Origin of the sequence: Phenylobacterium sp. SCN 70-31, assembly GCF_001724605.1 — a bacterium.
In the GTDB taxonomy this organism is placed as follows: domain Bacteria; phylum Pseudomonadota; class Alphaproteobacteria; order Caulobacterales; family Caulobacteraceae; genus Phenylobacterium.
In genome coordinates, this window is record NZ_MEEX01000012.1 from 25601 (window position 1) to 39771 (window position 14171).

Below are 14171 nucleotides of genomic sequence, written 5' to 3' on the forward strand. Positions count from 1 at the left end.
GCAAGGACAGGGCAGGCGCCCGGCCCATCGCCCGATGTCATTTGCTTATGCGCTCGCATCCGCGATACTGCGGTGCAGAAGGGCGGCCGAGTCATCGGCCTGCTGCGCAAAGGATTAGGGATGGCTGACACCGAAGGCGCCGGCGACGCCCCTGGAGCGACGGGTGGAGCCACGGGCGGACGGGGCTCGGGCGAGCGGGTCGTAATCAAGAAGTACGCCAACCGGCGTCTCTACAACACGGCCTCCTCCAGTTACGTCACGCTGGAACATCTCGCCGAGATGGTGAAACAGGGCGTCGACTTCGTGGTCTACGACGCGAAGACCAACGAGGACATCACCCGGACGGTCCTCACACAGATCATTTTCGAGGAAGAGGAGAAGAGCCAGGGTCAGAACCTGCTGCCGATCCAGTTCCTCCGCCAGCTCATCAGCTTCTACGGCAACTCGATGCAGGCGTTCCTGCCCAGCTACCTCGAGATGTCGCTGGCCAGCTTCACCCAGCAGCAGGAGCGCCTGCGACAGCAGCTCTCCACCTTCGGCCAGGCCGGGGGCATGGCGGCCTACGAGGAGCAGATCCGCCAGAACCTGCAACTCTTCGACCGGGCGATGAAGATGTTCTCGCCTTTCGCCTACGCCCCGCCCGCCAAGCCCGAGGAGCCGCCGACGGCGCCCAGGACCGAGGCCCCGGCGGCCTCGCCCGCGCCCCCGGCAGGAAACGCTTCGGCCGCCGACGAGGCGCTTCTGGCCTTGCGCAAGCAGATGGCCGACATGCAGGCTCAGCTCGACAAGCTGTCGAAAGGTTGAGTTCACGCCGTGGCCCACGCATTGCAGGTTGTGCGACATGATGTCCCGCATTGACCGCATCCGACGTGCGGCCCTGGTGCGAAGGGCCAACCGCGCCGAGGCTGACGGTCCCGACGCGGCGACCGCCGCCGAGCCGGGCCTTCCCGTGCCGGCCGGCAGGGTCGAAACGCCTCGCTCCTTCCGCGACGACCGCCGCGCCACTGACTCCGGGTTCGCCGCCCAGCTCATCGGCCAGGACGGTCAGCGCCGGGGCCTCCGCGCCGGCGCCTCGTTGCTCGACCTGGCCCGCGCCGCCTACAACCGCGTGGAGTGGTCGGGCAGCTTCGACCGGCGCGCCCGCAAGGGCCGGCAGACCAAGACCGAGATCTGACCCCCGGCCCGCCCCGACGGGACGCCACCCACGCCGGGCGCCGAGCCCGGTCTCGCCGAACGCCACAAAGCGCTTCGCACCGCCTCAGGCCGCCCGGCGGCTGATCAGTCCCGAGGCCAGGGTCACGGCGGCCAGCAGCTCGGCCGCCGTGAACGGCTTGCCCACGAATCCCAGGGCCACGTCCAGCTCCACCAGATGGGCGTTGGGTCCGCCCGAGATGAACAGCGCCTTGAGGTTCCAGCGCGCATAGAGGTCGCGCGCCAGGGCGACGCCGTCGTCCGCCCCGTCCAGCTCCACGTCCAGGATGGCGAAGTCGATCGCATGCTGGCCCGCCAGGACGGCGGCGCCGGCGGCCGTCGATGCGGTCGCGACGACCAGGTGGCCCGCATCGGTGAGAGCCTCCACGATCGAGGCCGAGAGATCCGGATCGTCCTCCACCACCAGCAAGGCGAGCGGAGGCGCCGGCGCCGCGAGGCCCTTCGCCTCCGCCGCGCCCTGGTTCGACGGAAGGAACACCTTGCCTGTGGGGGCGGAAGGGGGCGCGCCGGCGCGCTCGGCCTCGAACTGCTGCGCGAGCAGGGGGCGAACCTGCCGCCACAGGTCGCCGTCCGAAACGTCGGGATCGGTCGGCACGTCGAAGAGCCGCGCAAAGGTCTCCAGGGCCGCCCTGTCCTCCTCGTCCACCGGCGCGGCGCCGGGCTTCAGCAACGGATCGTAGCTGGCGCACAGATCGCGGAAGGCGTCCACGCGGACAGAGAGCGGAACGGCGTCGGCGCGGCCGGTCTGGATGTGCATTTGGGAGTCTCCCTCTGTCGACGCCGAAGCGCCATCCAAGCCATCGGTCGCAGCGCGGGCGCGCTGTGGACGCGAATGTCGACTGACGAAGTCGTATTTGACCGCGACCGTTCCGGGGCGTCAGCTTCACAATAAGTTTGATCGACCAGGCTTCCCCTGCGGCCGGGCGGAAGACTCACGCGATGTTGAAGCGCTGCGGCCGGGCCGGCTCAGACGTCGTGGCGCGCCAGCAACCGGGCCACCTGAGCCTCCAGCAGAGCCACGCGTCGTTCCAGCGCCGCGATCCGCCGGTCTCCATCCGGCTCGCGGGCGCCGGGGCCCGCCGCATCGCGGCCGTCGGCGTCGGAGACGGGCGTCGGCGTCGAGACGCCGGCGCGGTTCGCCACCTCTTCCGCGGTGACGCCCAGCAACTCGGCAAAGGCCGCCACCTGCCCGGCGGAAAGTTCCCCCTGATCCTTGAAGACCAGCGCCAGATCCGCCTCGCTCAGCCCCGCGACCGCAGCCAGCACGGTCCGCGAAAGGCCCCGCTCCTCCAGCTTTCCGTCGAACCAGGGGGCGTCGAAGAAGAGGGCCATGAGCTCACAGGGCGCGGCGCCGGCGTCTGGCGCCGGACTTGCTTAACCAAGTTCGAACCCGACCGCCACGGACGCTCCGATGCTGCTCTTCCTCTCCCGCGTCTTCGACGTCGCCGTCGTCACCCTGGTCCTCAGCGCCTTCACCTGAGCCCGCTCAGACCTCGTCGGCGCCGCCCGGGTCTCGCGCACGCGACTTGAGCCACATCACCCCCGCGAGGTCGGAGAGCGACGCCCAGAGGCGGCCCAGGTTGGTGTACTTGGAACGACCCGTCCGCCGGTGGCGATGGTTCACGGGCCGGAACGCCACCTCGTAGCCTTCGCGCAGCATCAGAGCCGGCAGGTAACGGTGGATGTGGTCGAAGTAGGGAAGCCGCAGGAACGCCTCGCGACGCATCGCCTTGAGGCCGCAGCCGGTGTCGTTGGCGGTGTCGTTCAGCAGGCGGCGGCGCACCCCGTTGCCCACCTTCGAGGCCCACTTCTTGGCGGCGCTGTCCTGGCGCTTCACCCGTTCGCCGCCCACCAGCGCCAGGCCCGACGGTCCGGACAGCAGGGCCTCGACCAGCGCCGGCGCGTCGGCCGGGTCGTTCTGGCCGTCGCCGTCCAGGGTGACCACCACCGGCGCGCGGGCCGCCAGGACACCCGTGCGCAGCGCCCGACTCTGGCCGGCGTTGCGCCGGTGAGCCACCACGCGAAGCTGCGGGATTTCCGCCGAAAGGGCCTTCAGCGCCGCCCGCGTGCCGTCGCGGCTGGCGTCGTCCACGAACACGATCTCGAAAGAGCGGCCCGCGAAGGCGGCGGCGATCTCGCGCGCCAGCGACGGCGCGGCCCCCTCCTCGTCGAAGACGGGAACCACCACGGAGATATCCGGCGTCGTCTCGGCCATGCTGCGTCATAGAGCGCTTTCGGGCGAAAGGCAGGCGGCTTGCGTGACGAAGGCCCGTTCGCCGGGCTTTTTCAGGGGTTGTTCAAGGCCCGAGGGGCGCCGCTTTCCTGTTTTCTTGGTTCTGAAGACCTGAACCGCGGCCGGCGCCGCAGCGGGTCGAAGGATCGTGCTATCAGGGCGCCATGAGTCTGGAGCGCACGCTGGAACGGTGGAGCGGGGGCTGGCGCGGGCCGGCGTTCGCCGCGCTGATCGCCTTTCTCGCCGGCTTGCCGGGCCTCATCGCGATGCCGCCGCTGGATCGCGACGAGTCGCGGTTCGCCCAGGCCACGAGCCAGATGCTGGAGCGCGACGACTACGTCGTCATCCGCTTCCAGGACGACCCCCGTTTCAAGAAGCCCGTAGGCATCCACTGGATGCAGGCCGTCAGCGTCAGCGCGCTGTCGCGGCCCGAGGCCCGGGAGATCTGGGCGTATCGCATTCCCTCCCTGGCCGGGGCGATGCTGGCCGCCGCCGCCTGCGCCTGGGGCGCCGGGGCGCTGTTCGGGGCGCGGGCCGGCGTTCTGGCCGGCGCCATGCTGGGCGCGACGTTCCTGCTCTCGACGGAAGCCTTCATCGCCAAGACCGACGCCGTGCTGGCGGGGATGACCACCCTGGCGCTCGCGGCGCTGGCGCGCCTCTACGCGGCGCGAAACGGTGGCCCTCCGACCTCGCCGCTAACGGTCTGGGCGTTCTGGGCGGCCGTGGCGGTGGGAGTGCTGGTGAAGGGGCCGATCACCCCGATGGTCGCCGGCCTGACCATGCTGCTCCTGGCCGTCTGGGACCGGCGCGCCGGCTGGCTGGCCGGACTCAAGTGGTGGTGGGGACTGATCGTCCTCCTGGCCGTCGTGGGGCCCTGGGCCGGCGCGGTCACCGTCGCCACCGACGGCGGGTTCTGGACCGAGGCCGTGGGCGGAGACCTGGCCCCCAAGCTGGCCGGCGGGCACGAGACCCACGGCGGGCCTTTCGGGTACCATACCCTGCTGACCCCGATCCTCGCGTTTCCGATCACGCTCCTCCTGCCGGCGGCGGCCGTGGCGGCGTGGCGCCATCGGGCCGAGCCCGGCGTGCGGTTCGCGATCGCCTGGCTCGTCCCCACCTGGCTGGTGTTCGAGATCCTGCCCACCAAGCTGCCGCACTATACCCTACCCGCCTATGCGCCGCTGGCCTGGCTGGCCGCGCGGGCGCTCGTGGCGCCGGGCGGAGGCGGCGAACCGATGGGGCCCCTGGTCCGCTGGCTGGGCGCGGGCCTGGCGACCGTCGTCGGCCTCGCCCTGGCCGGCGGAGTCTTCTATCTGCTGTCGCTGTACGCCGACCCGTCCGACGCCTCGATGCTCCTGTGGGCGGGCGCGGCGACCGCCGCGTCCCTGGCGTCCGCCGGCCTCGTCGGCGGCTGGCTCCTGGTGGCGCGCGCGCCGGTCTCGGCCCTCGCGGCCGCGCTGATCCTGGGCGTCATGGGCCACGGCCTGCTGGCGGCGGCCGTCGCGCCGAGCCTCGAGCCGCTGTGGGTTTCGGCCCGCCTTGAGGCCGCACTGGAGCGCGCCCGCCTCCTTCCCCGTCAAGGGATCGCCGAAGCGCCCGTCGAGGTGGCGGGCTACGCCGAGCCCAGCCTGGTCTTCGCCCTGGGCTCCGACACCGGCCTGGGGGGGGCCGAAGAGGCCGCGCGCGCCATCGCCGGCGAACGCCCGGCCATCGTCGAGCGCCGCGAGGCCGAGGCGTTCCGCAAGGCCCTGGCCTCACGTGGCGTCCGGGCCGTAGAGGTCGCCCGCATCAGGGGTGTCAACTACTCCAAGGGCGACGACGTGGACCTCCGGGTCTACGTGGCTCCCGAAGTGCTGGAGGAGGTGCGGCGATGAGCCGGCGTATCGAAATCGTCGAGGTCGGGCCCCGCGACGGCCTTCAGAACGAGAAGACCCTGTTCGACATCGACCAGAAGCTGGAGATGATCCGCCGCCTGGAGGACGCCGGCGCAAGGCGGATGGAGGTGGTCAGCTTCGTCAACCCCAAGCGCGTGCCCCAGATGGCGGGCGCCGAGGAGATCATGGCCGCCCTGCCGCACACGCCGGGCCGGTCGCGCATCGGCCTGGTGCTGAATCTCCGGGGCTGGGAGCGCTGCGTGGCGGCGAAGTGCGACGAGGCCAACGTCGTGGTCTGCGCCAGCGACGGCTTCGGCATCCGCAACCAGGGCGCCTCGGTGGACGAGCAGGTCAAGGCGATGGCCGACATCGTGGCCGTGCGCCGCAAGGAGGAGCCGCCGATCACCGTGACCGTTTCGGTAGCCTTCGGCTGCCCGTTCGAGGGCGAGGTTCCCGAGGAACGCGTGGTCGACATCGTCCGCGCCGCCGCCGACCTGCGCGTGGCCGAGATCGCGCTGGCCGACACCATCGGCGTCGCCGACCCCTGGATGGTCCGGCGGCGCGTGGAAGCCGCGCGCAAGGCGGCCGGCCACATCCCCCTGCGCCTCCACTTCCACGACACGCGCAACACCGGCCTGGCCAACGCCTTCGCCGGCGTCGAGGCCGGCGTCGACATCCTCGACGCCTCGGTGGGCGGCCTGGGCGGCTGTCCCTTCGCGCCCAACGCCACCGGGAACATCGGGACCGAGGATCTCGTCTACATGCTGGAGCGCGCGGGCTTCGAGACCGGCTACGACCTCTCCAAGCTTATCGATATCGGTGTCTGGGCGTCCGACCGGCTGGGCAAGCGCGTGGCCTCTTCGGTGGCCCGCGCCGGCGGCTTTCCGCAGCCCCAACCGGCCTGAGCGGCGTCGCGGCCGGCGACTAACCGCGCAGCCGCCGCACCAGCGGCCGGGCGACCGCCGCGGCGACCACCAGCGGGCCCGCCAGCCAGGCCGCCAGCCGCTGGCCCGGCCCCTGCGCGCGCTTGCGGAAGTATCGGGCCAGACCCACGCCCTTGTGGAACTCCACCTTCAGTGGGCTGGTCTGGCTGGTGCCGCCGATATGGATCACCTCGGCCTTGGGGTGGAAAAGCACCCGGCCGCCCGCCGCGCGCACGCGCCAGCACAGGTCCACGTCCTCGACGTGCAGGAAATAGCCCTCGTCGAACCCCCCAACGAATTCGAAGTCCTCGCGCCGCATGCAGAAGCACGCGCCCGAGATGGTGGGCGTCTCCACCGCCGCGTCGGGCAGGGTCTCGCCCTCCCAGTGGACCTCGAAGCGGCTGAGCGCCCGGGCCTTCGCCAGGCCGCTCATCGAGAGCAGGGCGCTGACCGCGGTGATGTCGCCCCGCCGCGCGCCGCGCTGTTCGGTGCGGTCGGGGTTCAGGACGCGTCCGCCCACCAGGCTGGGCACAGGTTGGCCCGCGATCTCGCGCACCAGGGCGGCCACGCATCCCGGCTGGAGGAAGGCGTCGGGATTCAGGAACACCAGATGGTCGCCGCAGGCCGTCCGCGCGCCCAGGTTCGCCCCCCGCGCAAACCCGACGTTGCCCTGGCCGCTCAACAGGGTGACGCGCCCGTCCTGGCCGGACAGGGCCCGCAGTCGCTCGGCCTGGGCCGGCGTGGAGCCGTTGTCCACGATCACCAGTTCGTCCACCAGCGGATCGGCCAGGACGCAGGGCACGCTCCGGTCCAGAGCTTCGCCGGTCATGTAGACCACCATCACCACCGAGACGCTGCGGCGGGCCCGCAGGACGTCCCGGTTCGGCGCCGCGTCCACGGCGACGATGGGCGCGGCGATACGGTTCATCAGGCCTCCGACCCCCGCCGGCGAATGTCCGGCGGTTGGGCCTCGGTGGCAAGCACGTTCGCCGCCTCGTCCAGGGTCAGGATCTGCTGGCCGTCGGATCCGAGGCGCCGGAGCGCGAGCTTGCCCTCTTCGGCCTCGCGCCGGCCGACGACGGCGATCACCGGGACCTTGGCCAGGCTGTGCTCGCGGACCTTGTAGTTGATCTTCTCGTTGCGCAGGTCGGTCTCCACCCGCAGCCCCGCGGCGCGGAGCCGCTCGGCCGCCTGCAGCGCGAAGCCGTCGGCATCGGACGTGATCGTGGCCACCACCACCTGCACCGGGGAGAGCCAAAGCGGGAAGGCCCCGGCATAGTTCTCGATCAGCACGCCGATGAACCGCTCCAGCGAGCCGCAGATGGCCCGATGCAACATGACCGGCCGCTGCTTGGACCCGTCCTCGGCCACATATTCCGCGCCCAGGCGCTCGGGCAGCACGTAGTCGAGCTGGATCGTGCCGCACGTCCACGTCCGGCCGATGCTGTCCTTCAGCACCCAGTCCAGCTTGGGGGCATAAAAGGCGCCGTCGCCCTCGGCGATCACCGGCTCGACGCCGGCCTTGCGGGCGGCGGCCAGCATCTGGGCCTCGGCCTTGTCCCAGAATTCGTCCGAGCCGGCGCGGACCTCGGGCCGCGTAGCCAGGGCGATGTGGTCGCGCTCCAGGCCGAAGTCGGCGTGGATCGAGTTGGCCAGCTCGATGAACCGGGCCGTCTCCTCCTCGATCTGGTCCTCGCGGCAGAAGATATGGGCGTCGTCCTGCGTGAAGGCGCGCACGCGCATCAGGCCGTGCAGGGCGCCCGAGGGCTCGTAGCGGTGGCAGGCGCCGAACTCGGCCATGCGCAGGGGCAGGTCGCGGTAGGACTTCTGGCCGAATTTGAAGATCTGCACGTGGCCCGGGCAGTTCATCGGCTTCAGGGCAAGCTCCTCGCCCTCCTCCGTCTCGCAGACGAACATGTTGGGCCGGTACTTCTCCCAGTGGCCCGACTTCTCCCAGAAGACGCGGTCCAGCACCTGGGGCGTGCGCACCTCCTGGTAGCCCGCCGCATCGAGACGCCGGCGCACGTAGGCCTCCACCGTGCGCCAGAGCGTCAGGCCCTTCTCGTGCCAGAAGACCATGCCCTTGCCCTCTTCCTGCATATGGAAGAGGTCCATCTGGCGGCCCAGCTTGCGGTGGTCCCGCTTCTCGGCCTCCTCGAGGCGGCGGATGTAGGCCTCGAGGTCGGCTTCCGAGGCCCAGGCCGTGCCGTAGATGCGCTGGAGCATCGGGTTGCGGTGGTCGCCCCGCCAGTAGGCGCCGGCCAGCTTCGTCAGCTTGAACGCCTTGCCCGCCGCCTTCGTCGACGGCAGGTGGGGGCCGCGGCACAGGTCCTTCCAGTTCCCCTGGCGATAGACGCTGACCTGCTCGCCGGCCGGGATGCCCTCGATGATCTGCGCCTTGTACTCCTCGCCGATCTCGCGGAAGTGCCGGATCGCCTCGTCGCGGTCCCAGACCTCGCGCACGATCGGCTCGTCGCGGTCGACGATCTGCTTCATGCGGTCTTCGATCCTGGCCAGGTCGTCCAGGCTGAACGGCTCCTCGCGGGCGAAGTCGTAGTAGAAGCCGTCCTCGATGGCCGGGCCGATCGTGACCTGGGTGCCGGGAAACAGCTCCTGCACCGCCTCGGCCAGGATGTGGCTGACGTCGTGGCGGATCGTCTCCAGGGCGTCGGGGGCGTTGCGGTCGAGGATCTCGAACCGGCCGCCCTTCTCCAGCGGCCGGTCCACGTCCAGCAACTCGCCGTCCAGCTTGATCAGCACGGCGCGCTTGGCCAGCGAGGGGGCGATCGAGGCCGCCACCTGCTTGCCCGTCGTCCCGGGCTCGTACGCGCGTTTGGAGCCATCGGGGAAAATCAGGTCGATCATGTTTCACACGTCCAGTTGCGCGAGGACTTTCCGGCCTTGTCGCGCGGTCTTGTCTCACGCGGCGGCGGCGGCGGGTCCCAGCCCGCACCGCCCCAGGGATGACATCGACACAACCGCCGCACGGTGAGCCAGGAGCCACGTACGGGGCCATGTCCGATCAGGGCCTGGGCGGCGTACTCCGAGCAGGTCGGAGAGAACCGGCACGACGGCCCGATCAGCGGCGAAAGCGTCAGCTTGTAGGCGCGCAAGACGCCCCTGACGCACCTCTCGTAGAAGCTCATGCCGGCCAGCGGTTGGTGGATCGAGCCCGTGCCTTAAGGCCGGACTCCGAGAGGTTCAAGCCGCGCCGGCGGTCGTAGTTCGCGCACGCGCCGCCATCGCGGACGCGCGCGTCAGGCGGAAACGATCGGAAATGTCCGTCAGACGAACCATGCCACGGCAGGTAGCACGGTCGCGCCGAAAACGGAACCTTCCCTTCCCGTTCGCGGGAAGGGGCGCGCTTCGAGAACCGCCGCGGCGAGACGCCCTATCCCATCGGCAGTTCGCGGATCTCCACCGTACCGCCGGCCTCGAAGACCGGGTTGCCGGTGAGCAGGGTGCGGGCCTCGGCCAGATCCCTGGCCGTCACCCGGATGAAGCCCGAGATATGGGCGATGGGCTCGGGCGCGCGACCCATCTTGCGCACACACTCGCCCGCGCCGATCGAGCTCCCGCCCTGGAAAACGCCGGCCTCGCGCAGCCGCGAGAGATACGGGTCCCAGTCCAGGCCGCCGTCGCCCGAGGCGTCGTCGTGGTGCAGGAAGATGAAGTCCGGCATCAGGTCCTCCCCTCAGGTCCTCTGGAGGCCCTTGCGGGCCACGGCGTCGGCCGCCGCCTCGGCCACCGCCTCGAAGGCGAGAAGGGTCGAGGTATGGCGGGCTGGATAGTCCTTAACCGGCTCCAGCAGGGCCAGGTCGCCGAACCGACCTTCCGGGACCGGGCCGCCGGACTTCAGCATCGCCCGGAAAGCGTCCCGCGCAGCTTCCAGTTCCGGGAGACTTGCGCCGATCACGTTCGCGCCCAGCACCGACGCCGCCGCCTGCCCCAGGGCGCAGGCCTTCACATCCTGGGCGAAGTCGGCCACCCGGTCGCCTTCGACGGTCACGTCCACCACGACGCGGCTGCCGCACAGCTTCGAGATCTTTTCCGCCGTGGCGTCCGGCGCGGCCAGCCGCCCGGCCCGCGGCAACTCGGCCGCCAGCCTCAGCACCTTCGTCGAATAGAGGTCGTCGATCATCCTCCCTAGGTCGCTATCGGCGGTTGGCTTGTCAAATGGCGCGATCCCGAGGCGTTCAGGAAACCGGGAACAGCAAGAAGCGGCCGCACCACATCCGGCCTTGCGGAGGCCGTCCGCTTCCTCATCCAAGGCCGAATGGCTCTGCTTTCACCGATCGGCCCTGACGCCCCTCAGGGCCTCACGAGCATGCGCTCCATCCCGCGGAAGAACGGCAGGGTGCGCCATTCGGGCGTCGCTTCGGGCTCGGCCAGCTTCAGGTCGGGGAACCGCTCGAACAGCCGCACGAGCGCCACCTGGGCTTCCAGCCGGGCCAGCGGCGCGCCGATGCAGATATGTGCGCCTCCGCCGAACGCCACGTGCGGCCGGTGCTTGCGGGTCACGTCGAACCGGTGCGGATCCTCGAAGACGTCGGGGTCGCGATTGGCCGCGCGCAGCACCACCGTCATCGCCTGGCCGGCGCGCAGCGGACACCCGCCGGCCTCCATGTCGCCCGACGCGATCCGGCCGGTGATGTCCACCGGAGGATCGTAGCGCAGCACCTCCTCGACGACGGCGTTGATGATTCCCGGGTCGGCCTTGAGCTTGGCCAGTTCGCCGGGATTCTGGATCAGCAGTCGGACGGCGTTGCCGATCAGGTCGGTGGTGGTCAGGTTGCCGCCCACCAGGAGAGCCTGGAGGTTGATGCGCAGTTCGTCGTCCGACAGGTCGGCGCCGCCGGCCTGAATCTGCACCATGTCGCTGATGAGGTCGTCTCGCGGCGTACGCCGGCGCTCGGCCATCGCCTGGGTGAAGTAGGCGTTCAGCGCCTCGCTGGCGGCCATCATCGCCGCGGTCTGCTCGGGCGTCCGGAACGGGTTCAACCCCTGGATCACGCCTTCGGACCATTCGCGGAAGTCCCCCAGCCGGTCGTGGTCCACCCCCAGGATCGAGGCTATCACGTCGATGGGGATCGGCACGCAGAACCGCGCCATGAGATCGAACTCGGGCTCGCCGGCCACGGCGTCCAGCGCCTCGGCGATGATCCGCTCCACCTCGGGCTTGAACTTGGCCACCCGCGCATAGAGGGCCTGCGCCAGCGGCTGGCGCACCCGGGCGTGGTCGGGATCGTCCAGCATCAGGATGCTGGTGGTGCTGGTGCGCGGCACGGAGGGGTCCAGTTCCGTGACGAACCGGCGCTGCATCACCGCGCCCTCCTCGGCGCGGATCGGGTCGCGCCACAGGCCGCGGTCGTTCACCACGGCCCGCACGTCGGCGTATCGGGTCAGCACCAGGCTGCCCGACACCGGGTCGCGATGCGCCGGACAACGGGCGCGAAGGTCGTCCAGCATCGTGTGCGGATCGACCCGGTAGGTCTCGTTCAGCGGTGTCAGCTCGAAGATCGACGGCAGGGGGCGCTCGGTCATGGCGGGTTTCCTCGCAGAAGGGTGTCGCGGAGGCGGCAGACCCGCCCTTCGAAAATGACACGTCCGTCAGCCTCCGCCCGAACGCCCGGCGGCGCAAGCGGGACCGCGCTACTGCCGCGCCATCTCGGCCTCGGCCACGGCCTCGCCGTCCAGCGCCTGATCGTCGTCCATGGTCACCGTGACCTTGTTCAGTTCGCCTGTGAACGTGAACGGCGCGGGGTAGTCGGCCACCGGGCTGCCCCGATCCAGGCCGATGTCCAGTCCCGACCACGAGATCAGGGTGACGAAGCCGTGGGTGGCCAGGCCCCGACCCGCGGGCTCGCCATCGATGGTCAGGGTGAAGGTGCGGTTCAGCCCCTCGCCCGTCGCCCGCGAGACCACGCCCAGCCGCCTGGCGGTGGCCGGCACGGGCCGGTCCGACCTCACCGTGGCCTTCTGGCCGCCGATGTTGAGCGTGTGATGCAGCCGCCCGTCCTTCAGATAGAGGCTGTAACCGCTGGTGGCGTCGCCGTGGGCCAGCAACACGCCCTGGTCGCCGCCGTCGAGGGCCACCTCGGCCTCGATGCGATAGGTGCGCGCCCGCACGTCCGGCGCCACGTCGGTCGGGATGTGGCCCATGCCCTTGTGGAACACGAACCGTCGCCGCGCGCCGTGGAACCGCGCCGAGTTCTCGGCGAACCGCGGCCCGAACCGATCGTCCAGCGGCAGCACCTTGTGGGTCTCGGCGATGGCCCACCATTCGTCGATCATGGCCTTGAGTTTCTCCGGGTCGCGCCCGGCGAAGTCGTCGGTTTCGGCCACGTCCCGGTCCAGGTGGAACAGCTCCCACCGGTCGCCTTCGAAGGGGGTTCCCGGCGGATGGAACGCCACCGCCTTCCAGCCGTCCTTCCACAGGCCGCGATGCCCGAACATCTCGAAGTACTGCGCCTTGGCGCGCGCCGGGGCGTCGGCGGACTTCAGGGCCGCGGCGAAGCTCTCGCCTTCGAGCGGCGCCTGCTTCACCCCCGACACCTCGGTGGGCGGCTCGATCCCGATCAGCTCCAGCAGGGTGGGGACGACGTCGCAGGCGTGCGCGAAGCGGCGGCGCACCTCGCCACGGGCGGCAAGCCCTTTGGGCCAGGAGATCACCAGCGGGTCGCGGACGCCGCCGCCGTGGGTGTTCTGCTTGTAGCGGCGCAGCGGCGTGTTCGACGCCATCGCCCAGCCCCAGGGGAAGTTCGAATGGGTGTCCGGACCGCCGATGTCGTCGATCCGCGCGATCTTCTCCTCCATCGGCTCGCCGCGGAAGTTGAACGGCCCCATGGCGTTGACGAAGCCCATCGGCCCGCCCTCCTGGCTGGCCCCGTTGTCGCTCATCACCAGGATCAGGGTGTCGTCGCGAACGCCAGAGCGCTCCAGGAAGTCCACCAGTCGGCCGAGATGCTGGTCGGTATGGTCCAGCATGGCGGCGAAGGCGCTCTGAAGGCGCGTGAACACCCGCCGCTCGTCCGCGGTGTGCTCGTCCCAGGCCTTCACGCCGTCGTTGCGGGGCGGCAGCGCCGTATCGGCCGGCACGATCCCCATGGCCTTCTGGCGTTCCAGCCGCCGTTCGCGCTCCACGTCCCAGCCGTGGGCGAAGACCTCGTCATAGCTCCGGATCAGGTCGGCGGGCGCCTGGTGCGGGGCGTGGCAGGCGCCCGGCGCCAGCCAAAGCAGCCACGGCGTATCGGGCGCGTCGGCCATGTGGTCGGCGAGGTAGCGGATCGACTGGTCCACCAGGTCCTCGGTCAGGTGGTAGCCGGTCTGGTAGGTCCCGGGCGGCGCGATCGGCGTGTTGTCGCGCACCAGCTCGGGCGCATACTGGTCGGTCTCGGCGTCCATGAAGCCGTAGAAGCGGTCGAAGCCGCGCCCCAGGGGCCAGCCGTCGAACGGCCCCGAAGGCCCGGTCTCGGTCAGCGGCGTCACGTGCCACTTGCCCAGCATGTAGTTGCGGTAGCCATGAGGCCGCAGCATCTCCGGTAGCGTCCCGGCCTCCTTGGCGATCTTGCCGCGGTAGCCGGGGTAGCCGCTGTCGAAGTTGGCGAGGCAGCCGACGCCCACCGAATGGTGGTTGCGGCCGGTCAGCAGGGCGGCGCGCGTGGTCGAGCACATGGCCGTGGTGTGGAAGCCGGCCATCCGCACGCCCTCGCCCGCCAGGCGGTCGATCACCGGCGTGCGGATCGGCGAGCCGAAACAGCCGAAGTCCGAGAAGCCCACGTCGTCGAACAGCACCACCAGAATGTTGGGCGCGCGCCCCGTCGGGCCTTGAGGCGGCTTGGGCGGTTCGGGCCACCAGGGCGTCGACTCCGCCACCGTCCGCCCGATCTTCGCCGCCATGGACGCCTCCCCTGTCTCTTACCCGTGTTC

Annotated in this window: 14 protein-coding genes; 4 read left to right on the forward strand and 10 right to left on the reverse strand. The window is 70.7% G+C overall.

Translation table 11 applies throughout. The features are described 5' to 3' along the window. The first annotated feature begins 120 nt into the window (after positions 1–120). The gene (phaR, locus tag ABS78_RS10890) at positions 121–804 is read left to right on the forward strand and encodes a polyhydroxyalkanoate synthesis repressor PhaR (RefSeq protein ID WP_293378491.1); all 684 of its coding nucleotides are present in this window, start codon (positions 121–123) and stop codon (positions 802–804) included. A gap of 37 nt (positions 805–841) precedes the next feature. Further along, positions 842–1174, forward strand: a complete 333-nt coding sequence (locus tag ABS78_RS10895) for a hypothetical protein (protein WP_293378494.1) — start codon at positions 842–844, stop codon at positions 1172–1174. 84 nt (positions 1175–1258) lie between these two features. On the opposite strand, the gene ABS78_RS10900 is transcribed toward ABS78_RS10895, so the two are convergent. The 3 genes from ABS78_RS10900 to ABS78_RS10910 form a co-directional block, all read right to left on the reverse strand. Continuing rightward, positions 1259–1969, reverse strand: coding sequence for a response regulator (locus tag ABS78_RS10900; protein ID WP_293378497.1), 711 nt, complete (start codon positions 1967–1969; stop codon positions 1259–1261). Positions 1970–2178: 209 nt separating this feature from the next. Continuing rightward, the gene (locus tag ABS78_RS10905; protein ID WP_293378500.1) at positions 2179–2544 is read right to left on the reverse strand and encodes a helix-turn-helix transcriptional regulator; all 366 of its coding nucleotides are present in this window, start codon (positions 2542–2544) and stop codon (positions 2179–2181) included. 154 nt (positions 2545–2698) lie between these two features. Next, positions 2699–3427 carry a glycosyltransferase family 2 protein gene (locus ABS78_RS10910; RefSeq protein ID WP_293378503.1) on the reverse strand — a complete coding sequence of 243 codons (729 nt, stop codon included), beginning with the start codon at positions 3425–3427 and terminating at the stop codon, positions 2699–2701. A gap of 182 nt (positions 3428–3609) precedes the next feature. On the opposite strand from ABS78_RS10910, the gene ABS78_RS10915 reads away from it, so the two are divergent. After that, on the forward strand, positions 3610–5319 hold the full coding sequence (locus ABS78_RS10915; RefSeq protein ID WP_293378506.1) for a glycosyltransferase family 39 protein: 1710 nt from the start codon (positions 3610–3612) through the stop codon (positions 5317–5319). Then, positions 5316–6224, forward strand: coding sequence for a hydroxymethylglutaryl-CoA lyase (locus ABS78_RS10920; RefSeq protein WP_293378509.1), 909 nt, complete (start codon positions 5316–5318; stop codon positions 6222–6224). The genes ABS78_RS10915 and ABS78_RS10920 overlap by 4 nt, the downstream gene beginning before the upstream one ends. 19 nt (positions 6225–6243) lie before the next feature. Here the strand turns inward: ABS78_RS10920 and ABS78_RS10925 are convergent, their stop codons facing one another. The 7 genes from ABS78_RS10925 to ABS78_RS10955 form a co-directional block, all read right to left on the reverse strand. Next, the gene (locus ABS78_RS10925; protein ID WP_293378512.1) at positions 6244–7170 is read right to left on the reverse strand and encodes a glycosyltransferase family 2 protein; all 927 of its coding nucleotides are present in this window, start codon (positions 7168–7170) and stop codon (positions 6244–6246) included. After that, the gene (gene thrS / locus ABS78_RS10930; protein WP_293378515.1) at positions 7170–9107 is read right to left on the reverse strand and encodes a threonine--tRNA ligase; all 1938 of its coding nucleotides are present in this window, start codon (positions 9105–9107) and stop codon (positions 7170–7172) included. Before thrS ends, ABS78_RS10925 begins: the two co-directional genes overlap by 1 nt. After that, positions 9104–9388 carry a membrane protein insertion efficiency factor YidD gene (yidD, locus tag ABS78_RS10935; protein WP_293378518.1) on the reverse strand — a complete coding sequence of 95 codons (285 nt, stop codon included), beginning with the start codon at positions 9386–9388 and terminating at the stop codon, positions 9104–9106. Before yidD ends, thrS begins: the two co-directional genes overlap by 4 nt. Before the next feature lie 245 nt (positions 9389–9633). Further along, entirely contained in the window at positions 9634–9924 is a 291-nt protein-coding gene (locus ABS78_RS10940) for a hypothetical protein (RefSeq protein ID WP_293378521.1), read from the reverse strand. A 12-nt stretch (positions 9925–9936) separates the two neighbouring features. Then, positions 9937–10383 carry an iron-sulfur cluster assembly scaffold protein gene (locus ABS78_RS10945; protein WP_293378524.1) on the reverse strand — a complete coding sequence of 149 codons (447 nt, stop codon included), beginning with the start codon at positions 10381–10383 and terminating at the stop codon, positions 9937–9939. Between the two features lie 170 nt (positions 10384–10553). Beyond that, the gene (locus ABS78_RS10950; RefSeq protein WP_293378527.1) at positions 10554–11786 is read right to left on the reverse strand and encodes a cytochrome P450; all 1233 of its coding nucleotides are present in this window, start codon (positions 11784–11786) and stop codon (positions 10554–10556) included. A 108-nt stretch (positions 11787–11894) separates the two neighbouring features. Next, positions 11895–14141, reverse strand: coding sequence for an arylsulfatase (locus ABS78_RS10955; RefSeq protein WP_293378530.1), 2247 nt, complete (start codon positions 14139–14141; stop codon positions 11895–11897). Between the last annotated feature and the right edge of the window lie 30 nt (positions 14142–14171).

Excerpts from the sequence above, each read along its gene's own strand:
- ABS78_RS10895 (WP_293378494.1), top strand. The coding sequence starts at position 842 with ATGATGTCCCGCATTGACCGCATCCGACGTGCGGCCCTGGTGCGAAGG.
- ABS78_RS10945 (WP_293378524.1), bottom strand. The coding sequence starts at position 10,383 with ATGATCGACGACCTCTATTCGACGAAGGTGCTGAGGCTGGCGGCCGAG.
- ABS78_RS10905 (WP_293378500.1), bottom strand. The coding sequence starts at position 2,544 with ATGGCCCTCTTCTTCGACGCCCCCTGGTTCGACGGAAAGCTGGAGGAG.
- ABS78_RS10950 (WP_293378527.1), bottom strand. The coding sequence starts at position 11,786 with ATGACCGAGCGCCCCCTGCCGTCGATCTTCGAGCTGACACCGCTGAAC.
- phaR (WP_293378491.1), top strand. The coding sequence starts at position 121 with ATGGCTGACACCGAAGGCGCCGGCGACGCCCCTGGAGCGACGGGTGGA.
- ABS78_RS10900 (WP_293378497.1), bottom strand. The coding sequence starts at position 1,969 with ATGCACATCCAGACCGGCCGCGCCGACGCCGTTCCGCTCTCTGTCCGC.
- ABS78_RS10915 (WP_293378506.1), top strand. The coding sequence starts at position 3,610 with ATGAGTCTGGAGCGCACGCTGGAACGGTGGAGCGGGGGCTGGCGCGGG.
- ABS78_RS10910 (WP_293378503.1), bottom strand. The coding sequence starts at position 3,427 with ATGGCCGAGACGACGCCGGATATCTCCGTGGTGGTTCCCGTCTTCGAC.
- ABS78_RS10920 (WP_293378509.1), top strand. The coding sequence starts at position 5,316 with ATGAGCCGGCGTATCGAAATCGTCGAGGTCGGGCCCCGCGACGGCCTT.
- ABS78_RS10925 (WP_293378512.1), bottom strand. The coding sequence starts at position 7,170 with ATGAACCGTATCGCCGCGCCCATCGTCGCCGTGGACGCGGCGCCGAAC.
- yidD (WP_293378518.1), bottom strand. The coding sequence starts at position 9,388 with ATGAGCTTCTACGAGAGGTGCGTCAGGGGCGTCTTGCGCGCCTACAAG.
- ABS78_RS10940 (WP_293378521.1), bottom strand. The coding sequence starts at position 9,924 with ATGCCGGACTTCATCTTCCTGCACCACGACGACGCCTCGGGCGACGGC.
- thrS (WP_293378515.1), bottom strand. The coding sequence starts at position 9,107 with ATGATCGACCTGATTTTCCCCGATGGCTCCAAACGCGCGTACGAGCCC.
- ABS78_RS10955 (WP_293378530.1), bottom strand. The coding sequence starts at position 14,141 with ATGGCGGCGAAGATCGGGCGGACGGTGGCGGAGTCGACGCCCTGGTGG.